This is a genomic window from Pirellulales bacterium (assembly GCA_019636335.1).
Classification (GTDB): Bacteria; Planctomycetota; Planctomycetia; order Pirellulales; family JAEUIK01; genus JAHBXR01.
Window position 1 is genome coordinate 21,383 of record JAHBXR010000001.1, and the last position, 23,482, is coordinate 44,864.

Below are 23,482 nucleotides of genomic sequence, written 5' to 3' on the forward strand. Positions count from 1 at the left end.
CTCCGCCGGCTGCCAACGAGCTACGCGGATGGCGCGGAATCGCCGAGCCCGAGTTGCTCCATCCGGCGATAGAGCCGGGGACGGGTCAGCCCCAGCAAGCGGGCGGCCCGGGCTTTGTTTCCCTTGGCCATGCGCAGGGCACGCGAGACGACTTCCTTCTCGATCTCGGTCATGAATCGGTCGAGCACGATCGGTTCTGTTTCGCGCCGGCGCGCCACGTGCCCCAAGCGCACGCGGTCGTCGAGATCGCGCGACGTGACGACGGCGCCTTCCGCTTGCTCGTGGGCACGTGCGACGAGCTCGCTCAGCTCGGCGTAGCCCCCCGGCCAGGCGTAGGCCGATAGCAGATCGAGCGCCTCGGGACTAAAACCGGTGTGTTGCCGCGTGGCGCGGCCGTTCAGTTCTTCGAGCAGCGCCTGGGCCAGCAGGGGAATATCCTCGCGACGCTCGCCGAGCGCGACGAGTGGGATCTCAATCGTCGAAAGCGCGTGCGCCAACTCGACGTGATACTGTCCGGCACGTGCCGTCTCGACGAGCGATTGCCGCGCGGTCGCCAGGATGCGCGCCGTCGCCCCACTGCCGCGTAGCCAGCGCCAGAACTCTCCCTGCAATTCCGCTGGCAACCTATCGATGTCGCTTACAAGGAAGGTGGGGCGACTTGTCGCCGAATCTGCCGGTGTCGTCCGAGTGAAGCTGCTGAGGGCCGCATTCCAGGTGTCTGGGGTGGCAGAGGGAGCGTCGAGCACCGGCAAGGGACCACGTTGTTGTCCGTCGCGTCCCATCGAAATCGCGCGCGCCAGACCGCGACGGCCGCTCCCCTCGCTTCCCAGGATAATCGCATGCGCCGAGCTGGACGTGGCCACGTCCAATTGAGCTCTCAAGCGTCGCGCCGCGGGGCTATGGCCCACGGTCAGGTCGAGCCGATAGCGGCCCTGGTGGCGGGCGCGAAAGCGCAGGAGCTCGGCGTGTAGATCTGCTTCCGCATTCGTAGCGTTCTCGGCAGTCTCTCCCGCATCGACGGCGTGCAGCACGACGAGCAAGGCGCTCCCCTCGGCGACATTCTCACCCAAGCGTAGAAATGTGGCCCGGTAGCTCGTGCTCGTCTCGGAGCCCGTGGGCCGCACGATCGGGCGTGCGATCGTCTGATGGCTGCCGAGATCGGGAGGCGGCGCCAACGAGGCCGCGACGAGCTGGGCACGGGTGGCCTCGAGCGGGACATGGAATTGGCAGGGGGTGCCGAGGAGTTGCTCGGCCGGACAGCCGCACCAGGCCTCGAACGCGGGATTGACGTAGGCCAGTCTTGACTCGTCATCGAGGAGACAAACCGGCAGCGTAGTGGCCTGGAACAGCCGGCTGGGATCGAGCGGTTTGAGTCGCTGAGCAGACATCGGCCGTAATTTAGCGTGACAGTCGTGCGGCCACAACAGTTTGTGTCATAGAGACTTGAGACGCACGGAGCCCATTCGTGGAGTGCTAAAAGGGGCAGCAGTGGCGGGCCGCAGGGGTGGGGGGCGAGCGGATTTCGGTCGGAGATTTCCTGGCACAAGTTCGTTTACCTGTGACAGCTAGTTGTCACCCCCCACGTGTATAAACCACCAAAGTTGCGCGTCCCGGCGGGGCAGTTGGGAGACGTGCCTGAGATCGAGGCTTTCTCCAGCGGTTTAACTGTTGGAGAAGGCTTGCCCCTAGCATTCGATCCGGGCACTACGCACCTCGGAGTGCTGTGCGAGAGCAGGCACTCTGTCGCGGGACTTACCAACCAAACGCCGCCGGCAACCCAGTGCGTGCCGGCGGCGTTGTTTTTTGGCGCCACGGCCGCCGCCCCGCTTGATCGCCAGGCCAGAAATTTGCGCGAGTTGGCGACCGATGTATAATTCGAGCTTACGGCACAATCTACCCGTGCGCGTCGAACAACGCCGGTTCTTGATGTCTGCCGGCCTATTCGACTGAATCGCTATGGATGGGCTGATTGGTCGACGGCGAGCGCGGGCATGTCCGGCGATTGTTGTGCCGTGGTGGCGGCTGGGGAAGAGGATTTCAACACCGCGCGTCCGGCCGAATCGGAACCGGTCGTGACGGCTCCCGGTGCGAGCCCAATGGTCACCACGAGCAGGGCAGCGAGAATGCCGGCCGCCAGGGCACCGATGCCCCCCTCGGCCGCCAACACGCCGCGCGGCTGACGGAAGTACACCGCGCTGATGATGCGCAGGTAATAGGCCGCCGCGATGGCGGCGTTGACGACACCCAGCACGGCGATGCCGATGAACCAGAGTCGAAGATCGACCGCCTCGCCCGGCACAGCTTCGATGCCGATCGCCCCGCGAAAGAGAGCCAGCTTGCCCCAGAAGCCCGCCATGGGCGGAATACCCGCCAGGCTGAACATGAAGATCGCCAGGGCGAGCCCCGCGAAGGGATGCGTCTGTCCGAGCCCGGCGAGATCGTCGACCGAATCGACCTGGCGCTGGCGCTCGCCCAGATAGGCAAGCACGGCGAACGTGCCCGCGGTGGCAATCGCGTAGACCGCCAGATACAGCAGCGCCGCGCCGAAGCCTTGGATTTTGTCTGCTTCGACCGCGGCGCCACCGGCAAAGGCCACGGCCAGGCCGATCAACATGTAACCGGCGTGTGCGATTGACGAGTAGGCCAGCATGCGGCGGACGTTGTCTTGCCACAGGGCCACGACGTTGCCCAACGTCATCGTCATGGCCGAGAGCACCAGGGCCAGTTGCCAGCCCAGCTCCGACAGCCCCGGCATCGCCATGGCGGCGATGCGCACGAGCGCCACGATGCCCGCGATCTTCGGCACGACCGAAAGCAGGCCGGCGTTGGCGCTGGTGGTCCCTTGGTAGACATCCGGGGCGTAGAAATGGAACGGCACGGCGGCGATCTTGAAGCCCAGCCCCGCAAAGACCAGCACCAACCCCAGGCCGGCCAGCCGGGCAAAGCCCACCAGCTCGGGCTGCGGATTGGCCAGCGTGGCGGCAATCTCCGGCATGCGGGTCGAGCCCCCCACGCCGTACAAGAAGCTGAATCCATACAGCATCAGGGCCGAGGCCAGAATGCTGAGGAAGAAATACTTCACCGAGGCCTCGCGAGCGCCGTCGTCGCCACGTCCCAGGTAAAGCAGCAGGTAAGTGGGAATGGAGACCAGCTCGAGCCCGACGAACAGCAGCACCAGTTCGCGCGTGCCAGCCACGAGCATCATGCCGACGAGCGTCATGAGGGTCGAACCGATACGTTCGGCGGCGTGCTCGTCATCATCGCCACCCGACATGAGCAACACGAAGAGCAGGCCGACAACCAACACCAGCCAACGCACGTAGTTCGAGAACGCATCGGAATAGAGGGGGCCGACGTCGACGGCGCCCCCCTTGGCGCCCCACAGGGCTGCGGCCGTGGCGAGCAAACCACCCGCGGCCACCCAGCTCCACACCGCCGTGCCACGCACGATCGAACCGCCGATGTAGATCAGCGTGGCGACCGCCAGCAGCGTGATCTCCGGCAGGAGATAGAGGATCGTGGCGTTCGAAAGATAAGCCGGTTCAGTGGGCACGGGCGACCTCCTCTCGCACACTTTCGCGTCGAGCTGGTGTCTCTGCCACCGGCAGGGGATCCTCGGCACGCATGGCACGCTGTGCCGGCGCCGCGAGATCGTCGAGCGTCGTAGCCATCGGATCGAGGAAGAACTTCGGATAGAGACCAATCCAGAAGACGAACAGGGCCAACGGCGCGAGCGCCGCGATTTCGTGCAGCGACATGTCGCGGATGGGCCCCTGATGCGAGCCGTGGTGGCCCCCTTCGTGCAAGGGACCGAAGAAGACACGTTTCACCAGCCAGAGCATGTACCACGCCCCCAGCACGACGCCCGTCAACGCGAGGACCGACATCAGCTTGAGGTGGAATTCGATCTGCACGGGAGCGTCGGTCCAGGCCCGCTGGAACATGCCGATCAACAGCAGAAACTCGCCGGCAAAGCCGTTCAGGCCCGGCAGTCCGATGCTCGACATCGTGAACAACACCATGAAGAAGGCCAGCAGCGGCGTGCGCCGCGCGAGGCCCCCCAGGTCGCTGATCTGGCGGGTATGGTAGCGCTCGTAGAGCATGCCCACGATGGCGAACAAGCCGCCGGTCGAAATGCCGTGGCTCACGAGCTGCAAGACTCCCCCCTGCACGCCCAGCCGATTGAGCGAAAAGAGCCCCAGCATGCAGAAGCCCAGGTGGCTGACGCTGCTGTAGGCAATCAACTTCTTCATGTCGGTCTGGACCAGAGCGACGAGTGCCCCATAGATGACGCCCGCGACGGAGAGCCACATGATCCAGGGCATCGCCACGGCGGCGGCGTTGGGCAGCATCGGCAGACTGAAGCGGAAGAAACCGTAGGCGCCGATCTTCAGCAACACGCCCGCCAACTCGACGCTGCCGGCCGTCGGCGCCTGCACGTGCGCCAGCGGCAGCCACGTGTGGAGCGGGAACAACGGCACCTTGATCGCGAATCCGGCGAACAACGCCAGGAAGATCCAGAACTGCGTATCAGGATCGATCGGGTGCTGCGCCAGTTGCGACGTCAGCTCGGGTATCGAGAAGGTCATCAGGCGCGGCTCGCTGTGGTAGTAGACCCACATCACGATTGCCAGCAGTCCGAGGAACGAGATGACGCTGCCGAAGAGCGTATAGAGGAAGAACTTGATCGCGGCGAAGCGGCGATCCTCGTGCCCCCAGACACCGATCAGGAAGAAGATCGGAATCAGCGTGAATTCGAAGAAGATGTAGAACAGGATGATGTCCTGCGCGGCGAAGACCCCCATGCTGCCCGTCTCGAGCAGGAGCATCAGCGCGTAGAACGCGCCCGCGCGATCGTTGATGGCGTCCCAGCTCACGAGCACGGCGGGCAGCATCAAGAGCGCCGTCAGCCCGAAGAGCCATACGCTCAGCCCGTCGAGCCCCACGGCAAAGCGAATATCGAGGCCCGATTGTGACGTGCCGAGCCAGTTCCAGCCCAGGCCATAGTCGACGGTGCCGCCGCCGGCCGCGAGATACTCGGAGATGCAGAAGCCGGCCAACGCGAGCGTGATGAGGCTCGAGACGAGGGCCGTCGCGCGCACGACCTTGACCCCCGCTTCGGACAGCGCCCAGCAGGCCGCCGCGCCGACGACAGGCGAAAAGATCGTGATGACGAGCAGTGTGGCCATTATCGAAGCAGGGTTCCCAAGAGGACGAGCAGCCCCAAGACCATCGCCAGGGCGTAAAACTGCACGAGACCGGTCTGCAGCGAGCGGAAACCTGCCCCGATGGCAAGCGGAATCCGCGCCGACGAATCGACGATGCCGTCGATGATGCGCCGGTCGACCACCACGCTCAGCAGCGTGGCAATTGCCTTCAGCGGCCAGACGAACAGCACGTTATAGATCTCGTCGAGATAAAACTTGTGGTAGGAGAGTTGGTACAAGCCCAGGCGTCGCATGAGTACGGCCACGACCGAGGCCTCGGTCGTGCGTCCCAGGTACAGGAACGCGGCAATGCCCACCCCCGATACGGCAACCAGCGTGCTGACCAGCGCGATGTCGAAGTGGAATTCGCCGGCGGGACCGGTCGCTCGTAGCGGGGCATAAGCCAGCGAGGGGGTCATACCCAGCAAGTGGACGAAACCGTGCGTCCACTCGAAGTACCAACCCACGCCAAAGGCAAACACCGCCAGAATCGCTAGCGGCGCCCACATCACGGGGGGCGATTCATGCGCGTGATGGCCCGCCTCTTCCGGCACCTCGAGCGGACCGAAGAAGGTCAGGAAGTACGCGCGGAACGTGTAGAGCGCGGTCATGAAGGCGGTGGCCAGGGCGGCCCAGTAGAGCCAGCCGTAGAGCCAGGCGTAGTTCGCGCTGTGATGGGCCTGCTCGTGCGTGGCGGCAATGATCGCGTCCTTGCTCCAGAAGCCGGCAAAGGGGATGACACCCGCCAGGGCCAACCCGCCGACGAGGAACGTCCAATGGGTCCAGGGCATGAGTCGCCGCAGGCCGCTGAAGCGGCGCATGTCGATCACGCCCCCCATGGCATGCATGACGCTGCCGGCCCCGAGGAACAAGAGCGCCTTGAAGAAGGCGTGCGTGAACAAGTGGAACATGCCTGCCGTGATGCCGGCCAGCGTGCCCGTGCCGAGCCCGAGGAACATGTAGCCCAACTGGCTCACGGTCGAATAGGCGAGCACGCGCTTGAGATCGGTTTGCGTCAGGGCGATGATGCCCCCCAGCGTCAGGGTGATGCCGCCGATGAGGGCGACGATCGCCTGCGCCTCGGGCGCGGCCAGGAACAAGGGCGAGCAGCGCGTCACCATGTACACGCCGGCGGTGACCATCGTCGCCGCGTGAATCAAGGCGCTTACGGGGGTGGGGCCTTCCATGGCGTCGGGCAGCCACACGTGCAAGGGAAACTGCGCACTCTTGCCGCAGGCACCGAGCAGCAGGAACAGGCAGATGGCCAGGCCGATCGTGCCGCCGACAAAATTGCCCTCGGCCAGGCGCGACTGCCCCAGCACGCCCGCGGTTTGCACGACGCCATCGACCGTCACGTCGTGGAAGTTGAGCGTGCCGTAGGTGGTCCAGATGAGAAACACGCCCAGGGCGAACCCGAAGTCGCCGACGCGGTTGACGAGAAAGGCCTTCATGCCGGCCGCGGCGGCGGCGGGTTTTTCATACCAGAAACCGACGAGCAAGTAGCTGCACACCCCCACGGCTTCCCAGAAGACATACAGCAGCAGGAAGTTGCTCGACGAGACGAGCATCGTCATCGAGAAGACGAACAGAGGCACGTAGGTAAAGAATCGCCAGTAGCCGGGATCGTCGTGCATGTAGCCGATCGAGTAGATCACGACCAGCGAGGCGATGAAGGTGACCGTCGCCAGCATGATCGACGTGAGCGGATCGGCCCGCAGCGCGACCGTAATGTCGAAATTGAGCGGTTTTTCCGGGCGTGGGACGGGCAGGTTGGGATCGGCCTGGGCCGCCGCGGCTTGGGCGGAGTCTTCGAGAGCTTCGGCCGGAATGCCCCCGCCATCGTATGCGCCGACCACGTCGGCCCAGGTCCAGAGGACGTGGACTTCTTCGTAGCCGATGCCGACGTGCGCCTGTTCGGCCTCGTGGGCGGCGTGCGAGACGTGCCACAGCAGCATCAAGCTGAGCACGCAGGAGGTGGGCACGGCCAACAGCGCCGGCCAGTGGCTGCGCGAACCGAGCACGGGGCGGCCCAGCAGGGCCGTCAGGATCGCGGCTGCCAAAGGAAGCGCCGGAATCAACGTGAGCAGCGTGGCGGCGTCAAACATGGGTGCGGTGGTACTCGTCCCGTTCGCTGTGTTGCGGCTCGACGCCCGCGGGCGTGAGCTTGGGCCAGTGTTTTTCGTCTGCTTCGAGCTCTTCCGGAATCTCGTGGTCGACGTATGCCGGCAACGACGATTCGCGCAGGTTCTGCCACACGACGATGTCGAGCTTGCCGCTGCGGCGATAGAGCGTGAGCACCAGGGCCAGCGCGATGGCGGCCTCGCAGGCGGCGACCGTGAGGATGAAGATGGTGAGGATCTGGCCTCCCCAGTTGTTGTGGAAGCGTCCCCAGGCCACCAGGCTCACCGAGATGGCCTGCAGCATCATCTCGGCCGAGAGAAACATGACGATCATGTTGCGGCGGCTGAGGAATCCGACGAGGCCCAGGCCAAACAAGATGGCCCCGACCGCCAGATAGCCGCGCAGGAGTGCGGTTTCATCCATGGAAGTCGTGAGCCCTTTCCGCGCGACGCGACGACTCGTCGAGTCCGACAATCGATACGGCCGCCACGAGCGCGACGAGCAGCAGCGTGCCGGCCACCTCGATGGCGATCAGATATTCGCTGAACAAGTGAGCTCCGAGATGAGCCACGTGCTCGGTGTTGAGAATGTCCTTTTCGAGTGCCTCGGCCGACGGCGGCTGCAGCTTCGGCGCGTCGGGCGACGTGGTGAAGGCCTTCATCAGCGTGATCGACAAGATGCCGACCATCACGGCCCCGGCCGTCGCCGAGAGGAACGCCTCCCAGCTCACGCGGTCGTAGTAGGCGTGTCCCTTGGGATTCGCCAGCATGAGCACGAACAGGAAGGTCACCAAAATCGCGCCGGCATAGACCACCACGGTGGCCAAGGCCAGGAACTGCGCCCCCTGGAACAGGAACAGCGCCGCCGTGCCCAGCAAGGTCAGCGCGAACCAGATGGCCGAATAGACGGGATTGCGGAACGTGATCGTGCAGGCGGCGGAAATCACCGTCACGGCGGCGAGGATCAGGAAGACCGCTTCCGAGAACCACTCGTCGCTCCCCACCGGCACCAGTTGCGACCCGTAGACCACGCCGGCGAGGGCCGCCAACAAGGCGCCCAGGCGGCGTCCGCCGGCGTTGCCACGCGGCAACATGAGCCACATGCCGAGGCCCCCCAGCACCGTGGCCAGCAGCAACGTCGCCTGGGGGCCGTGCGAGACGATCCATGCGCCCGGCGCACCGAGCGAGCCAAGCTTGTCGGTCAACCAGTTCACGGAGTCGTTCCTCCGCGATGGCTGGGCATCGGTTCGGCGTCTTTGGTCTGATCGTAGACGCTCAACAGCTTTTCCTTGTCGAAGACCATCTCTTCGCGGCTGCGGCCCGTCAGGTCGAAGAGACTGGTCAACTCGATCGCTTCGACCGGGCAGGCCTCTTCGCACATGCCGCAGAAGATACACCGCAGCTCGTCGATGACGAAGCTCTCGGGATACTTCTCGCGATCGGGCCAGGGGCTGGGCGCGGCGATGATGTCGATGCAGTGCGCCGGGCAGGCCGTGGCGCACAGGAAGCACGCCACGCACTTCACGCGGCCGGCGTCATCCTTGTTCAGGCGATGCACGCCGCGATAGATGAGGGGATTGCCGATCTTGGGACGCTCTTCCGGAAAGCTCACCGTCTGCTTCGGGCTGACCAGATGGCGCGTCGTGGTGGTCAGCCCCTGCACGACGAGGGGCAGGTACATGCGGCCCGTCAGCCCCAGGCGAGGCTCTTCGATCCAGCGGATATTGGGGTCGGTTGGTTTCATGAAACGTCGTGGTGTGACCGGGGCGAAAAAATGCGTTTAGGCGGCGTCCATGCGCGGTCGGTTGTCCCCCGACAGGGGCGCGATCCAGGCGGCCGCCAGGCAGGCAAGCAGCGTAGCGATCCACATGCCGGCAATCAGGAAGGCGCGTCCCCACGTGGCGGTGATGTCTTCGCCATACTCGACGAGAGAGGCCATGAGAACGAGATTCACCATGCCCAACGGCAGCATCACCTTCCAGGCGAGCGCCATGAGTTGATCGAAGCGGAAGCGGGGCCAACTCCAACGCACCATCATCATGAAGACGATCGTGGCGAGCACCTTGACCACCAGCACGACGACGCGCAAGATCGCGGTCCCCCATCCGATCTCGTCGCTCGAGCCGGTCAGGCCCCAGAAGTGCCAGCCGCCAAAGAAGAGGATCACGATCAAGAAGGCCGCCGTCACCATGTGCAGGAACTCGGCGATGAGGTACAGCAACAGCGGCATGCCCGAATACTCGGTGTGATAGCCGCCGATCAATTCCTGCTCGGCCTCGGGCAGGTCGAACGGCAGGCGGGCGCTTTCGGCGAAGGCCGCGATCAGAAACACCAGAAAGCCGAGCGGTTGCACGAGGACGTTCCACAGACCGCTCGTGGCCTGCGAGGTGATGATCGTGTCGAGCCGCAACGAGCCGGCCGCCAGCACCACGCCCAGGATGCCCAGGCCGAGCGGAATCTCGTAGGCGATCAATTGCGCGCTCGAGCGCAGGCCGCCGAGAAAGCTGTACTTGTTGTTGCTGGCCCAGCCTCCCAGGATCACGCCATACACGGCGAGACTCGACAGGGCAAAGACGTAGATCATGCCCACGTCGATACCGGGCGCGACGACCAGGCGAATCGGTCCGCCATCAGGTTGCGGGAACCCCAGGTCCGAAGGGAGCACGCTGCCGAAGGGAATGACGGCGAACGTGGCCAGCGCCGCCGCGAGAATCGAAATCGGCGCGACGATATACAGCACCTTGTCGACGTGCGAAGGCGTGTAGACTTCTTTGAAGATGAATTTCAGACCGTCGGCCAGCGGCTGTCCGAGGCCGAACATCTTGATCTTGGTCAGCGGGATGCCGACTCGGTTTGGACCGAGACGGTCTTGCACCCAGGCGGCGATCCAGCGCTCGAGCAGCACGAGATACGCCGCGGCGGTCATGAGCGCGAAGCACAGCAGGACGATCTTTACCAGTGCTTCAACGACGATGGCAGTCATGGGGGGTAGCTCAATCCTTGGGCTGGCCGATCACGTAGTCGTGGTCGCCGGGGTCGTCTCGCTCAGGGCCACCCCTTGGGGCGACACCGGGCCGGCGGCCAGGGCGAAGTAGGGAATCGTCGCGGCGATTTCATCCAGCACGGTGCGCGACCGGTACAGGCCTGCGCGCCCGAGCAAACGCCACAACACCGAGCCATCGGTGCGCACGCCCGCGGGCGAACGAATGGCCCAGGGGACCGATTGCAAGCGGTCGGCGCAATTCACGTAGGAGCCTTCGCGTTCGGGAAAGGCAGGGCCGGGCAGTTGATAATCAGCCACCTCCGTTACCGGCGAGGCGAACAAGTCCTGCACGACCAGCAGCTTGCCCGACGAGAGCGCCTGCGCCGCGGCCGCGTCGAACGTGTCGGTCTTGTAACCGCCGCTGACCCAGACGCCGCCGATCAATCCGGCAGCGACGTCGCTCTGCACGGCCTCGTAAACTTCCGACTCGCAGCCGAAGTGCTTGACGATTTCTTCCACGCCGCGGCGATTCGGACACTTCTCGGCGCGGATCGTGAAACCGTTGGGGAACGTCTCGTCCGTACCTTCGACGGGCACGGGACCGACGACCAGCCGCGCGGCGGGATCGATCTGGCGGATATACGTGGCGAGCAGATACGCTTCTTCCACCGTGAGGTGGGGCGAAATCACCGCCGCCAGCGGACCAGCCCCCTGCAAACGCGCAGGCAATTCGCTGAAGACCTGTTCCCACTCGATCGCGGTGGCGCCGCTGGCATCGCGCCGCACGGCGCCGACCAGGCGCTTCGTGCTGTGGACGTGGTGGTAGCCGTAGCGTCCCTCGTCGCACATCCACCACTGGTTGATGCGGGGATTCTCGCGCGGCTTCAAGCGGTAGACCGTGTCCTGATTCTCCTCGACCGAGATCGAGCACCCCGTGGAGCAGCCGGTGCAGACGCCGTCGTGCTTCTCCATGAACCAGACGCGTTGCTCGTAGAGGAAATCTTTATCCCCCAGCGCGCCGACCGGGCACAAATCCACGACGTTGCCCGACATGCGGTTATCGAGCGGATGTCCTGGGAAGACGTCAATTTCGTCGTGGCTGCCGCGGTCGATGACCATCAACTCCGACGTGCCGGTGATCTCGCGGGTGAAGCGGACGCAACGGGTACACATGACGCAACGATCAGCAAACAGCGTGACCGTGGGGCCGACGTCGCGCTTCTTGCTGGTGAAGGGGCGGATATCGGCGCGGCGTTGGGCCTGTCCGTGCTCGAAGAAGTAGTCCTGCAGGTGGCACTCCCCCGCCTTGTCGCAGATGGGGCAGTCGATGGGGTGATCCATCAACAGCGCCTCTTCGACAAAGGCCCGGCTGTGCTTCACGCGGTCGGAGTTCGTCACGAAGACGGTGTTGTCTTTGGCGGGGGTCTGGCAGGCGGGAACGAGCTTCGGCACGACCGTGATTTCGCCCGTGTCGGGATTGCGCGTGCCACTTTCGACCAGGCACATGCGGCAACTGGCCACGACCGAGAGGCCCGCGTGCCAGCAATAGTGCGGAATCTCGATGCCGGCGCGGCGCGCGACCTCAATGCCGTTGAGGTGTTCGTCGTCGCCGATCGCGACCTCGATCCCGTCTACGATTACCGTGCCCATGTCGTGCCGTCTTTCGGACGGTTTCCTTAGTGCAAACTGACCACCTGGAGCGCCGGGACCGGATCGGTCACCAGGTAGCCGGTGGGATTCGTACGCTTGATATAGTCTTCGAACTCGTCGCGGAACTTGCGAATGGCATTCTTGATCGGCCAGGCGGCGCCGTCGGCGAGGCCGCAGATCGTCGTGCCGGGGATGATGCCGATCGTGTCGCCGATTTCGAGCAACAGATCGAGATCGCGCAAGCGCCCCTTGCCCGCCTTGATCCGCGCTAGCATGCGCACGCTCCACTCCGTGCCTTCGCGGCAGGGGGTGCATTGTCCGCAACTCTCGTGGGCGAAGAAGCGGCAACTGTTGTAGAGGAAGTCGACCATGCTGACCGTCTCGTCCATGACGACGACGGCGGCCGTGCCGAGCCCCAGGCAGCCGACCTTGCCCGGTCCGGCAAAATCGAGGGGTGTGTCGAGTTCGGCCTCGGTCAACAGCCCCATGCTGATGCCGCCGGGGATGGCGGCCTTCGCGCGGCGTCCCTTCCAGACGCCGCCGCCGTACTCGTCGATCAATTGGCGGCAGGTGATGCCCAGCGGCGCCTCGTAGCAGCCGGGGCGTTCGACGTGACCGCTCAGGCAGTAGAGCTTCGGCCCGTAGCTGCCGGGATCGCGCGAGTTCTTCGGATCGGCCGGCACGCCGATCGACTTGAACCAGTCGACGCCGCGCTGGGCGATCTGCTTCACGCAGCAGACCGTCTCGATATTGTTCACCACCGTCGGCTTGCGGAAGACCCCTTCGACCGCCGGGAAAGGCGGCTTGATGCGCGGCCAGGCCCGCTTGCCCTCGAGGCTTTCGATCAGCCCGGTCTCTTCGCCGCAGATATAGGCGGCCGCCCCACGGTGCAGATAGATATCGAGGGAGAAGTCGGAGCCTTGGATGTTTTTGCCGAGATAGCCGGCGGCGTAGGCCTCGTCGATCGCCCCCTGCAGACGTTCGTACGACAGCGGGTACTCGTACCGCAGATAGATATAGGCGGTCGTGGCGCGCGTGGCGAACGAACTGAGAATGATGCCTTCGATCACCTGATGGGGGTCTTCTTCCATCAGCACGCGATTGTTGAACGTGCCCGGCTCGCTCTCGTCGGCGTTGATGCACATGTAGATCGGGCCGGGGTGTCCCTTCGGCAGGAAGGTCCACTTGAGCCCGGTGGGGAAACCGGCGCCGCCGCGCCCGCGCAGATTGCTCGACTTCACCAGTTCGGTGAAGGCCACAGGGTCCATCTCGGCCAGCACGCGGCGCAGCGCCTGATAGCCGCCGGTCGATTCGTAGACCGACAGCCGATGGCTGTTCTCGCGATCGATGTTCGCCAGCAGTACTGGCTCGAAGCGTGCCACGCGCGATTACTCCAACGCCGCGAGAAACTCGTCGGCCGATTCCGGGGTGAGATTCTTGTGCAACGTGCGACCGGCGAGCATGCAGGGAGCAAACTCGCAGGCGCCCAGGCATTCGCCAAACTCGAGCGTCAGCTTGCCGTCGGCCGTGGTTTGGCCCGGCTGCACCCCCGCCTGATGGCAAAGATGTTCGAGGATCTCCTCGCCGCCACGCAGCGCACAACTGATCGAGCGACAGACCCAGGCCCGCGTCCGACCGTGCGGCTGGTCTTGCTTGAAGAAGCCGTAGAACGTCAGCGTGTCCTGCACCTCGGCCGGGGCGAGGCCGAGCAGTTCGGCCACTTCTTCCACCGCCCGTAGCGGCACGTAGCGCAAGTGCTCGTTCACGATGTGCAACGCCGGCAGGGTCACTGCCCGCCGCGTCGGATAGCGCGGGAAGTACGCCTTGATCTCGGCGATCATCTCATCGGTCAGGATGCGGGATTCGTTCGGCATCGGTTACGGACTCTTGTAGGTCAGGTACGGGCGTACCTGACAACCTTCGATACAAGCCTGTTCTTGGTCTATCGATCCAACTCGGCGGCAATGATGTTCAAGCTGCCCAACACGGCGACCACATCCGACAGGGTGTGACCGCGGATCAGATGCGGGAACACGGCGAAGTGGATGTAAGAAGGGGGGCGGCAACGGGCGCGGTAGGCGATATCGCGGCCATCCCCCACGACGTAGAAGCCCAACTCGCCGTTCGGGCTCTCGATCGCCGCGTACGATTCTTCGTGGGGCGTCTCGAAGCCGCGATTGCTCATCTTCAACTCGAAGTGCGAGATCAACCCTTCGATAGTCGAATAGACCATGCGCTTGTCGGGAATGATCGTGCGCTGCTCGTTCCCCACATTGATCGGACCGGCCGGCAGATTCTCGATCGCCTGCTCGACGATCTTCAAACTCTCGCGCATCTCGGCCATGCGCACGAGATAACGGGCAAAGCAATCTCCCGTCGTCGCGGCGCACACCTGGAAGTCGAAATCCGGGTAGGCCAGATAGGGCTCGTCCTTGCGCAGGTCGCGAGCCACGCCGCTCGCTCGCAAAATGGGGCCCGTGCAACTGCGCGAGAGGGCCTCCTCTTTCGTCAGGATACCCACCCCCTTCGTACGATCGACGAAGATGCGATTGCGATTGAGCAGTCGCTCCATGTCGTCGAGCGTGCGAGGAAACTCGCGCACGAAGCGCCGCACTTGTTCGATGAACAGCGGCGTGGCATCGTGCAGCAAGCCGCCGACGCGGGTGTAGCTCGTCGTGAAGCGGGCTCCGCACAGCGTCTCGAACGCCTCGTAGAGCGTCTCGCGCTGGTTGAACGCGTAGAGGAAGAACGTGAACGCGCCGGTATCGAGTCCCACGGCCCCGTTGCACAACAGGTGGTCGCTGATACGGGCCAACTCGGCGATGATCGTGCGAATATACTTGCAGCGTGGCGTGATCTCGAGCCCCAGCAGCTTCTCGACCGCATGATGCCAGGCCACGTTGTTGGCCAGCGGCGAGATGTAATTCATGCGATCGGTCACCGCGACGTATTGGTTGTAGTCGAGGTGCTCGCCGATCTTCTCGAAGCCCGAGTGCAGGTAGCCGATATCGGGAATCGCGTCGACGACGCGCTCGCCGTCGAGTTTCAGCACGATGCGCAACGTCGTGTGGGTCGCCGGATGTTGCGGGCCGAAGTTCAACGTCCAGAGATAGTCCTGCTCGGACGTGTGGCCAGACGTTTCGATGGCTTCTTCGAAAGTATGCGCCACGTCAGCTCTCCGCTCGCGTGAGAACGGGGAAGTTGTGACGCTCGCCACGACCCTGCAGCGGGTAGTCTTTCCGCAAGGGGAAGGGGACGAACTCTTCCGGCATGAGAATGCGCCGCAAGTCGGGATGCCCCTCGAACTGGATGCCGAACATGTCGTACACCTCGCGCTCGAGCCAGTTGGCTCCTTCCCACAGCGGCACCGCCGAGGGGACCGTCAGGTCGACTTCTCCCACGTAGCATCGCAACGTGATCCGCTCGTTCGTCTCGCTCTGCGCCAGCAGATAGACGAGTCCGAAGCGATCGGGTGCGTTGCGGTATTGCAGGTAGTCGACGCAGGTAACGTCGACCAGCAGGTCGAAGTGCCGCGCATCGCGCAACCACTGGAACAGGGCAAGGAGTTGATCGCGAGGGACGACGACTCGCGTCTCGCCGCGGAACTCGCTCGTGGCGAGGCCCGGGTAGGCGTGCGTCAGGGCGTCGATCGTTTCGGGCGTGGCCATGCGGGGCGGTGGGCTAAGGCTGGCGGTTGCTTGCTCGCGATAAACTTAATCGTGCGCGCTCAGAGTCGATTCGTTTGCGGTTGCGAAGGGGTGCCGAGCGCCGCGTACGGCGGCAACTCGACCAGGGCGCGTTTCGGCTGCTGGCGCTGACGCAGGCGGAATTCCTCGCCGCCGATCGTCCCTTCGCGCTGGATCTTGTCCTGCAGGTCGATGATCGCCTGAATCAGTTGCTCGGGACGAGGCGGGCAGCCGGGGACATACATGTCGACCGGAATGAACCGGTCGATCCCCTGCACCACGGCGTAGGTATCGAAGATGCCCCCCGTCGAGGCACAAGCCCCCATCGAGATGCACCACTTCGGCTCATGCATCTGCTGCCAGATGCGCTGCAGCACGGGCAACATCTTCATCACCACCCGGCCGGCCACGATCATCAGATCGCACTGGCGAGGCGAAAAGCGAAACACCTCGGCGCCGAAGCGGGCCAGATCGTGCTTGCTGGCCCCGGTGGCCATCAACTCGATACCGCAGCAGGCCGTGGCGAAAGGCATCGGCCACAGGCTGTTCTTGCGGCACCAACTGGCCAGCTCGTCGAGCTTGGTGACGACGACGTTTTCCGGGACCTCTATCGCCATTGGAAAACTCCCTTCCGCCACGCGTAGACAAAGCCCGCCGCCAGCAGGGCGATAAAGATCATCACTTCGCCGAAGACGAGACCCCGGCTGACGACCAGCCCTTCGGCGACCGCGGCATCGAGCCCAGCCGGATTCCGCGCGGCCACGGCCCAGGGGTAAAGGAACAACAATTCGACGTCGAAGACCAGGAAGGCGATCGCCACCAGGTGAAAGCGGACGTCGAAACGCCGCCGGGCGTCATGGATCGGGTCCATGCCGCTCTCGTAGGGCATTTGCTTGACCCGGCCGTCCCGTTTGGGGCCCAGCACCTTGGCGGCGACGAGCATACCGACCGCCAGCAGCGTCCCGGCCAGGACGAAGAGCAGGATCGGTACGGCAGCCAGTTTTGTGATCATCGCTTGATCGGCCTCGACGCGATCGCATCCTTGCTAAGGCGTCCCTCCGGCCTACTTTGTGAATCGTTTCACAAAGGGGGCCGAAAAGAAGGCCCGACGCCAAGTCGAGCCGCGACGGCATCTTAGCGGGGTGATAGCGAAATGGTCAAGGGTCGCCATTATCCCGGAATTGGACGTTTGGCGAGGGGGGAGTGGCAAGTGGGCAGTGGTCAGGGGTTAGTGGCCAGTGGTCAGGATTTGGGCGTGGAAGGTGGGCGGTCGTCAACTGCCCCCTACCCACTACTCCACCAGCCAGGCCTCGAGCAGCGCTTGCTCGGGCGGGTGGGGACTTTCGCTCGTCTTCAGGCCATAGCGCATCGTCTCAATCGCGCCGGCTTTGTCTCCATTTTGGTGCAGCACGCGAGCCATATTGAACCAGGCGGTCGAATATTTCGGATCGACTTCGGTCGCACGCCGGAAGGCGGTCAGGGCCTCCGACCTACGACCTCTTGCCAGTAGCGTCGCGCCCCGGCCATTGTGGGCGGCTGCCAGCCGGGGATCGAGTTCCAGGGCGAGACTGTATTCCTGCAACGCTTCGTCGAAGTTGCCCGTCGAGTAAAAGAGCATGCCCAGGGCCGTGTGCGGCTTGGCGGGCTCGTGCGAGTGGGGGATCGACTGGCGAAACTCTGCAATCGCTCCCGGGAGATCGGGCGGGTCGGCATGCCACAACTCATAGGCGAGCATGGCCCGCACGATATAGGTGCGAGGATTTACCTCGACCGTGCGGCGGAACAATTCCGTATCGGTCCGCCAATAGGAGGCCTGCCAGGTGCTCAGACCGGCGAGCATCAGCGCGAGTACGCCGAAAGCCCCATACAGAAGTGCGTGCGAGTGCCGCGCGAGAATCCACGCCACGGCCAGGGAGGGCCCCAGCATCGACACATAATAGACGTAGCGATCGGCCACGGTCGAGTTGCCCTGATACGAAAACGGCACGAATCCCAGCACCGGCAGCATGCCGATCACGAAGATTGCCAACGCGCCCAGGTAAACGCGGCGTGCGCGCAGCGCGGCGAGCACGCCTGCCAAGACGACGGGAAGCAGCCAAGAGACATAGGCGATGCCCGACTCCAGCACGTGGGTCGGGGTACGGCTGTAGCTGATGGCCAAATTCACGGGCAGCACGAGCTTCCAGAGGTAGAACGCGATCGCGTCTCCCGCGATGAAGGGGCGTTGCCAGACCGGGGGAGGGGTGAAAGGGACTTCGTCCCCCGACTGGATCCAGGAGGTCGAGGCGATGGCGATTGCCGCGATCGCCAACCAGGGCCAGAGCACCAACAGCGATTGCCGCCCAGCGCGACCTCGAAAGCAAATATCCAGGACCCAGGCGATGCCAGGAAAGACTACCGCCGAGGGTTTCGCCAGCAACGCGATCGCCAGCAGACACGTCGTCGCGAGTTGCAATCGTACGAGCGGCCCTTTCTCGAGCGCGGGATCTTCCGTCTCGCGCGTATAGAGCCAGATCGCGAGCCAGCCGAACGTGGCGCTAAGCAGTCCTTTGGTCTCCGTCACCCAGGCGACCGACTCGACCTGCAAGGGATGCACCGCATAGAGCAGCGCGCCGCACAGAGCCGGGAGATCGGCGCGGATGGTGCGCCGTAAGATGCTCCACACGAGCGCGACATTCGCCGCATGGAGCAGCAGGTTGCCGGCATGAAAAACCCCGGGGTGGATCGTGGCAGCATTGCTCTCGTCCGAGGTGGTGGCCAGCCACGATTCCAAACCCCAGAACGTGTAGGTCACCGGGATGTAGAGCGCGCCGTAGGGTTTGCGCCAGTGATTCCATATACCCTGCCACGAAATGGGATGTAGATTTTTATTGCCCGGGATATTGAACTCATCGTCCCAGGCAGAAAAATCGTGCCTGAGCGTCTGGCCATACACGAGCGCGACGGCGGCGAGCAGTATCGCCAGGCAGGTGACCGAACGACGCAGCGACCGACGCTCTTCCACAAAACGCTCGCCAAGAAAATTCGAAGTCGGGGATGACGGCACGATCCACGCGCACGTGGACTCGCGACAAAGGGTCGCTGCCTGATATGATACGCCACGCCTGCCGTTCGATGTCTCCCGGCTTGTCTGCTTTCCGAGGATAGCCTACCCGCGAGTGACCCGTGCCAGAGCTGCGTATCTTCGATTCCGTTTCCGACTTCGATCACGCGGCCGCCGAATTGTTCGTCGCGGCGGCCGATGAGGCGATCCGTTTGCGTGGGCGATTCCTGGTGGCCCTCTCCGGAGGTTCGACGCCCCGCTCGATGTACGCCTTGCTGGCGGCCGAGCAAGCGAGCCATCGGTCGCGCATCGCCTGGCAGAACGTGCAGGTGTTTTGGGGGGACGAGCGGCATGTCGGTCCGGAAGACCCGCAGAGCAATTATCGCATGACGCGCGAAGCGTTGCTCGATCAGGTGCCCATTCCGCCCGAGAACATCCACCGGGTGCGGGCCGAAAATCCCGACGCCGCGGCGGCCGCCGCTGATTACGAGGCCGATATTCGCCGCGTCTTCGAGTTGGCGGCGGGCGGGTTCCCGACGTTCGATCTGGTACTGCTCGGCATGGGGCCCGATGCGCACACGGCGTCGCTGTTTCCAGGCACCGACGTGATTCATGAGTCGGTGAAGCTGGTTGCGGCCCCTTGGGTCGAGAAGTTCAAGTCGTTTCGCATCACACTGACCCCGCCGGTATTGAACGGGGCGCGGCAGGTGACGTTCATGATTCGAGGCGAGGACAAGGCCGAGGCGCTGCAGGCCGTGCGGCGCAGCTTGTTCGATCCCGATCGTTATCCCGCGCAGATCATTCGTCCCGCGCAAGGCAAACTCACCTGGTTGCTCGATCGCGCCGCGGCGCGCTTGATCGACTGACGTTCGGTACCCGACAAAAAGTGCCGGGAAAAACTGGACAGCGGCCCCTCGACTGGCCTAGGATCAGCGGCTGTTGATCTCGTTCGTTCGATCCACCTAAGGGGGGCACCTTCGATGGGGCTTAGGTATCTGTGGGGCGCGCGCCGCCGCGCCGCGATGGCGATCGTTGTCTTGCTCTGCTTCGTCGTCGCTTCCTCGGTGCGGGCCGAGCCTCGCATGTGGCGCGATCCCGCGGGCAAATTCCGCTTCAAGGCCGAGCTCATCGAGTTGGGCGACGGCTTCGTACGGCTGAAGAAGACCGACGGCAGCGTGGTGCGTTTGACGTTGGATGAGCTCAGCACGTCGGATCGCGTTTACCTGGCCAAGAATGCCGACGCGGTCGACACGCCTCCCCCGACGAACACTCCTCGGCGATCGGACAAGGCCGCACCCCAGGAGTCGCCGTCACCGGCGCCGGTGACGGCATCGGTTCCCCCGCCGGCCCCCACGTCGAGCCAACCGGTGCAGGCCTTGCCCGAGTTGGTGGAACGGGTGGAGCAAAGCGTGGTGCGAATCTACGGCAAGCTCAAGGATGGCCTATCCCTGGGGAGCGGAGTGCTGATCGACGAGTCGGGGCACATCGTGACGAACCATCACGTCATCGAAGGCACGTCGAAGATCGAAGTGGAATTCCGCGATGGTACGAAGCTGCCCATGCTGGGATGCTGCCGCTGGGACGAGTCGCGAGACGTGGCCATCCTGCTCGTCGATCACGCCCGGGTGAAGGTCAAGCCGTTGCCGCTGCTCGATGCGCTGCCGCGCAAGGGAGAGCACGTGCTGACGATCGGCGCCCCGTTGCGATTCGACTTCACCGTTTCCGAGGGGAACGTCAGTGCCGTGCGCAAGGGGAGCGAACTGGCCAAGATCGAGCCCAGCCTGAAGGCCTACGCGGCCGACGCCTACTGGATACAAACGACGGCCCCCATCTCCTCGGGCAACAGCGGCGGGCCGTTGATCGACATGCAAGGGCGCGTCGTGGGGCTGAATACCTGGACGATGGTGCGTGGCCAGAACATGAATTTCGCGATCAGCTCGCTCGATGTGTTGGCCGAGTTCAAAAAGCTGAATGGCGAATTCGTGCCACTCCCCAACGCGCCGGCAGAGACTATCGCCGGAGAAGGCCATTCTGGTGAGCCGGTGATCCTTTTGCCGTCGGGCACGTTGGTACACATCGGCGCGATCTTTCTCGAGGGGGTGAACGATTTCAACGCCATGTTTCCCCCGCGGGTGCCGGTCCATGTACTCACGTTCAACAGCGGCCGGCCCTGGGCCTTGGTTTCGCACCGCCAGGGACGCTTTCACGGCTGCGTGGCTGCCCTGTACGAAACCGGTGTAATCGCCACGATCGCCAATTACGACGACGCCCAACGCCACGGAAACCTGTTGACCTGGACCACCACCGGCGAACGATCCGTTTTTGCACAATATGCCAGAGGAAAGCTGCACGGCATCCTTTGCCGATTCCGTGACGACAATCTATCGTTGGTACAGGAATACAAGGCCGGACAATTGGTCTCCTCGCACCTTGTCGAAGGGGGCGAGATCGTCAAGAACTACGTTACGGCCGACATGCCGCCGGTGCTCGACGAAGATCTGGCCAAGGCTCACGCCGATCTGGAAGAGAGGCTGGCAGGTTTGGCCGACAACGAAGCGACGTTCCGCAAGTCGGTGATGAGGCTCGAACAGCAGAATCGACGGCTGGTGGCCGCGGCCCGCTCGGTTAATTCACGGTCCAAGATTCAATCGCGTGAGGATGGTCGACGTGCGGCGTTCGGAGGAGCGATTGCCGATCTGCAAACGCGCATGGGGATGCGTCCCTAGTCGGGCTGGCGCGACCCGAGCGGGCTGGATGCTGGGAGACTCGTCGTGGCCATCGCTACGGCGCAGTGTCGCAAGCCAAGAGAAGTAGAAGCCCCTTGGTCACGATCAAGATCACGACGATTCCGCAGCTCTACCGCAACCTGAACCGGTGGCGCGAGATCCTGTCCGTCTTGAGCAAGTACGGGCTGGCCGATTGGATCAGCCGGCTCGATCTCGAGTTCGCCAAGGGGATCTTCAAAGATCGCAGTGGCGAGATGCTCGCCCGGCACACGACGCAGGCGCGCATCCGACTGGCCCTGACTGAGCTGGGGCCCACCTTCATCAAGCTGGGGCAGATTCTCAGCACGCGTCCCGATGTCGTCGGACGCGAGCTGGCCGACGAGCTCGAGCACCTGCAGTCCGATACGCCGGCCGACGATTACGCCGTGGTCCGCGATACGATTCGCTCGGAACTGGGGCAAGAGATCGAGGATCTCTTTGCCGAGTTCGAGCCGCAGGCACTCGCCTCGGCCTCGATCGGGCAGGTCCACCGCGCGCGGCTGCGCTCGGGTGAGCCGGTCGCCGTCAAGGTGCAGCACGCCGGCATCCAGGAACGCGTGCGGATCGACCTCGACATTCTCTCCGGGCTGGCACTGCTGGCCGAGCGGATTCCCGAGTTCGCCAACTACCGGCCGCACGCCACGGCGGCCGAGTTCCAGCGCATCCTGATTCGGGAGCTCGATTTCGGCCGCGAAGAGCGGCACATGCAGGAGTTCGCGCACGAGTTCGAGACCGATGCCACGATCCACGTGCCGCGGTCCTTTCCCGAGCTGTCGACGGGGCGCGTGCTCACGATGGAGCTGCTCGAAGGCATCAAGCTGGCCGAGACGACGCGGCTGGTCGGGGCGGGCTACGATCTGCAAGAGGTGGCCCGGCGCGGCGCCGAGGCCTATCTGGAGATGATCTTCACGCACGGCTTCTATCACGCCGATCCGCACCCGGGCAACATTCTGATTCTCGAAGGGAATGTGATCGGTCTGCTCGATTATGGCATGGTCGGGCGCATCGACGAGCAATTGCGCGAGGATATCGAGGAAATGCTGCTGGCGATTGCGAATCGCGATGCCATGCTGCTCACCACGATCATCACGCGACTGGGCGAAGTGCCGCCGCAGCTCGATCACGCGGCGCTGTCGGTCGACGTGGCCGACTTCGTTTCGCATTACACGACGCAGCCGCTCGATTCGTTCGATCTGAGCGGCGCGCTCACCGAGATCACCGACATGATCCGCCGCTACCAGATCATGTTGCCCACGCGTGTGGCGATGCTGATCAAGGTGCTCGTGATGCTGGAGGGGACGTCGCGGCTGCTCAATCCGCACTTTAACCTGGTGGATGTCATGCGTCCCTATCAGAAGCAACTGATCTGGCGCCGACTCTCGCCGGCCCGTCACGTGCGGAAGCTGCGCCGTTTTTACAGCGAGATGCAGCACCTGCTCGACATCCTGCCGCGTGGCTTGATGGACATCATGCAGCAGGTGCAGAGCGGCAAGTTCGACGTCCACCTCGACCACCGCGGGCTCGAGCCGTCGGTGAACAGGCTGGTCATGGGGCTACTGACCAGCGCGCTCTTCGTGGGCTCGTCGTTGCTGATGAGCCGCGAGGTCGGCCCCTCGATTCAAGGGATTTCGATCCTCGGGGGGCTGGGCGCGGTGATTAGTTTCGTGATGGGATTGCGGCTTTTCCGCGCCATCAACAAGTCGGGTCATCTCGACCGGCGCGAATAGCCGCGCCGCGAGCCCATGCTTGCCACGCAGCCCGGCCGCGCCTGAGGGCGCTTATTTCGAGCGGGCGGCCTCGTTGGCGGCACGTTGCCGCAAAACTTCGGCCAGCGTCTTTTCGACGCGCAGATCGAGCGCTTCGATTTGTCGCAGCAACTCGGCCTGGCGGAGTTCGAGATCGAGCAACGGAGGGAGGGTCTCGCAGTGAGAGTCTGACATCGATGGCCGCCTCGGGTGGGATCGGATCGTGCCACGCGTGGGCACGCATACCCGCATCGGCTGGAAAAGTACGGTCAGTTGATCGTGA

The 23,482-nt window shown here is 64.0% G+C and carries 20 protein-coding genes; 3 read left to right on the forward strand and 17 right to left on the reverse strand.

All coding sequences use genetic code 11. From position 1 onward, the window contains the following. Positions 1-20: 20 nt before the first annotated feature. The 16 genes from KF708_00085 to KF708_00160 all read right to left on the reverse strand — a co-directional run bounded on the left by KF708_00085 (position 21) and on the right by KF708_00160 (position 18,650). Positions 21-1,388 carry a PAS domain-containing protein gene (locus KF708_00085; protein ID MBX3411083.1) on the reverse strand — a complete coding sequence of 456 codons (1,368 nt, stop codon included), beginning with the start codon at positions 1,386-1,388 and terminating at the stop codon, positions 21-23. Positions 1,389-1,954: 566 nt separating this feature from the next. Then, positions 1,955-3,553 carry an NADH-quinone oxidoreductase subunit N gene (locus KF708_00090; GenBank protein ID MBX3411084.1) on the reverse strand — a complete coding sequence of 533 codons (1,599 nt, stop codon included), beginning with the start codon at positions 3,551-3,553 and terminating at the stop codon, positions 1,955-1,957. After that, entirely contained in the window at positions 3,543-5,189 is a 1,647-nt protein-coding gene (locus KF708_00095) for an NADH-quinone oxidoreductase subunit M (GenBank protein ID MBX3411085.1), read from the reverse strand. Before KF708_00095 ends, KF708_00090 begins: the two co-directional genes overlap by 11 nt. Further along, complete coding sequence (gene nuoL / locus KF708_00100; protein ID MBX3411086.1) at positions 5,189-7,312, reverse strand: NADH-quinone oxidoreductase subunit L; 2,124 nt, start codon at positions 7,310-7,312, stop codon at positions 5,189-5,191. The genes KF708_00095 and nuoL overlap by 1 nt, the downstream gene beginning before the upstream one ends. Further along, the gene (nuoK, locus tag KF708_00105) at positions 7,305-7,751 is read right to left on the reverse strand and encodes an NADH-quinone oxidoreductase subunit NuoK (protein ID MBX3411087.1); all 447 of its coding nucleotides are present in this window, start codon (positions 7,749-7,751) and stop codon (positions 7,305-7,307) included. The genes nuoL and nuoK overlap by 8 nt, the downstream gene beginning before the upstream one ends. Continuing rightward, entirely contained in the window at positions 7,744-8,541 is a 798-nt protein-coding gene (locus KF708_00110) for an NADH-quinone oxidoreductase subunit J (GenBank protein MBX3411088.1), read from the reverse strand. The genes nuoK and KF708_00110 overlap by 8 nt, the downstream gene beginning before the upstream one ends. Continuing rightward, the gene (locus KF708_00115; protein MBX3411089.1) at positions 8,538-9,071 is read right to left on the reverse strand and encodes an NADH-quinone oxidoreductase subunit I; all 534 of its coding nucleotides are present in this window, start codon (positions 9,069-9,071) and stop codon (positions 8,538-8,540) included. The genes KF708_00110 and KF708_00115 overlap by 4 nt, the downstream gene beginning before the upstream one ends. Positions 9,072-9,107: 36 nt before the next feature. Further along, complete coding sequence (gene nuoH, locus KF708_00120; GenBank protein MBX3411090.1) at positions 9,108-10,310, reverse strand: NADH-quinone oxidoreductase subunit NuoH; 1,203 nt, start codon at positions 10,308-10,310, stop codon at positions 9,108-9,110. A gap of 30 nt (positions 10,311-10,340) precedes the next feature. Beyond that, positions 10,341-11,960, reverse strand: coding sequence for a 2Fe-2S iron-sulfur cluster binding domain-containing protein (locus tag KF708_00125; protein ID MBX3411091.1), 1,620 nt, complete (start codon positions 11,958-11,960; stop codon positions 10,341-10,343). Positions 11,961-11,986: 26 nt separating this feature from the next. Continuing rightward, a complete protein-coding gene (gene nuoF / locus KF708_00130; GenBank protein MBX3411092.1) occupies positions 11,987-13,342 on the reverse strand; it encodes an NADH-quinone oxidoreductase subunit NuoF in 1,356 nt (451 codons plus the stop codon). A gap of 6 nt (positions 13,343-13,348) precedes the next feature. Further along, positions 13,349-13,834, reverse strand: a complete 486-nt coding sequence (locus KF708_00135) for an NAD(P)H-dependent oxidoreductase subunit E (GenBank protein ID MBX3411093.1) — start codon at positions 13,832-13,834, stop codon at positions 13,349-13,351. 68 nt (positions 13,835-13,902) lie between these two features. Beyond that, positions 13,903-15,105 (reverse strand): NADH dehydrogenase (quinone) subunit D, encoded by a 1,203-nt coding sequence (gene nuoD, locus KF708_00140; GenBank protein MBX3411094.1) that lies wholly within the window; start codon positions 15,103-15,105, stop codon positions 13,903-13,905. A 25-nt stretch (positions 15,106-15,130) separates the two neighbouring features. Further along, entirely contained in the window at positions 15,131-15,628 is a 498-nt protein-coding gene (locus KF708_00145; protein ID MBX3411095.1) for an NADH-quinone oxidoreductase subunit C, read from the reverse strand. Positions 15,629-15,687: 59 nt separating this feature from the next. Then, a complete protein-coding gene (gene nuoB, locus KF708_00150) occupies positions 15,688-16,263 on the reverse strand; it encodes an NADH-quinone oxidoreductase subunit NuoB (GenBank protein ID MBX3411096.1) in 576 nt (191 codons plus the stop codon). Beyond that, positions 16,254-16,658, reverse strand: a complete 405-nt coding sequence (ndhC, locus tag KF708_00155; protein ID MBX3411097.1) for an NADH-quinone oxidoreductase subunit A — start codon at positions 16,656-16,658, stop codon at positions 16,254-16,256. The genes nuoB and ndhC overlap by 10 nt, the downstream gene beginning before the upstream one ends. A 279-nt stretch (positions 16,659-16,937) precedes the next feature. Then, positions 16,938-18,650 carry a tetratricopeptide repeat protein gene (locus KF708_00160; protein MBX3411098.1) on the reverse strand — a complete coding sequence of 571 codons (1,713 nt, stop codon included), beginning with the start codon at positions 18,648-18,650 and terminating at the stop codon, positions 16,938-16,940. A 161-nt stretch (positions 18,651-18,811) separates the two neighbouring features. Between KF708_00160 and pgl the strand changes: the two genes are divergently transcribed. The 3 genes from pgl to KF708_00175 all read left to right on the forward strand — a co-directional run bounded on the left by pgl (position 18,812) and on the right by KF708_00175 (position 23,181). Further along, positions 18,812-19,555, forward strand: a complete 744-nt coding sequence (gene pgl / locus KF708_00165) for a 6-phosphogluconolactonase (protein MBX3411099.1) — start codon at positions 18,812-18,814, stop codon at positions 19,553-19,555. A gap of 114 nt (positions 19,556-19,669) precedes the next feature. Next, complete coding sequence (locus KF708_00170) at positions 19,670-21,415, forward strand: trypsin-like peptidase domain-containing protein (GenBank protein MBX3411100.1); 1,746 nt, start codon at positions 19,670-19,672, stop codon at positions 21,413-21,415. A 104-nt stretch (positions 21,416-21,519) separates the two neighbouring features. Next, entirely contained in the window at positions 21,520-23,181 is a 1,662-nt protein-coding gene (locus tag KF708_00175) for an AarF/ABC1/UbiB kinase family protein (GenBank protein ID MBX3411101.1), read from the forward strand. A 51-nt stretch (positions 23,182-23,232) separates the two neighbouring features. Here KF708_00175 and KF708_00180 read toward each other — a convergent pair whose 3' ends face one another. Next, a complete protein-coding gene (locus tag KF708_00180; GenBank protein MBX3411102.1) occupies positions 23,233-23,394 on the reverse strand; it encodes a hypothetical protein in 162 nt (53 codons plus the stop codon). Positions 23,395-23,482 lie beyond the last annotated feature (88 nt).

What these genes read in the sequence shown, in the direction of transcription:
- KF708_00085 (MBX3411083.1), bottom strand. Translation starts at nt 1,388, where the DNA reads ATGTCTGCTCAGCGACTCAAACCGCTCGATCCCAGCCGGCTGTTCCAG.
- KF708_00095 (MBX3411085.1), bottom strand. Translation starts at nt 5,189, where the DNA reads ATGGCCACACTGCTCGTCATCACGATCTTTTCGCCTGTCGTCGGCGCG.
- nuoL (MBX3411086.1), bottom strand. Translation starts at nt 7,312, where the DNA reads ATGTTTGACGCCGCCACGCTGCTCACGTTGATTCCGGCGCTTCCTTTG.
- nuoK (MBX3411087.1), bottom strand. Translation starts at nt 7,751, where the DNA reads ATGGATGAAACCGCACTCCTGCGCGGCTATCTGGCGGTCGGGGCCATC.
- KF708_00115 (MBX3411089.1), bottom strand. Translation starts at nt 9,071, where the DNA reads ATGAAACCAACCGACCCCAATATCCGCTGGATCGAAGAGCCTCGCCTG.
- nuoH (MBX3411090.1), bottom strand. Translation starts at nt 10,310, where the DNA reads ATGACTGCCATCGTCGTTGAAGCACTGGTAAAGATCGTCCTGCTGTGC.
- KF708_00125 (MBX3411091.1), bottom strand. Translation starts at nt 11,960, where the DNA reads ATGGGCACGGTAATCGTAGACGGGATCGAGGTCGCGATCGGCGACGAC.
- KF708_00135 (MBX3411093.1), bottom strand. Translation starts at nt 13,834, where the DNA reads ATGCCGAACGAATCCCGCATCCTGACCGATGAGATGATCGCCGAGATC.
- KF708_00145 (MBX3411095.1), bottom strand. Translation starts at nt 15,628, where the DNA reads ATGGCCACGCCCGAAACGATCGACGCCCTGACGCACGCCTACCCGGGC.
- nuoB (MBX3411096.1), bottom strand. Translation starts at nt 16,263, where the DNA reads ATGGCGATAGAGGTCCCGGAAAACGTCGTCGTCACCAAGCTCGACGAG.
- ndhC (MBX3411097.1), bottom strand. Translation starts at nt 16,658, where the DNA reads ATGATCACAAAACTGGCTGCCGTACCGATCCTGCTCTTCGTCCTGGCC.
- KF708_00170 (MBX3411100.1), top strand. Translation starts at nt 19,670, where the DNA reads ATGGGGCTTAGGTATCTGTGGGGCGCGCGCCGCCGCGCCGCGATGGCG.
- KF708_00180 (MBX3411102.1), bottom strand. Translation starts at nt 23,394, where the DNA reads ATGTCAGACTCTCACTGCGAGACCCTCCCTCCGTTGCTCGATCTCGAA.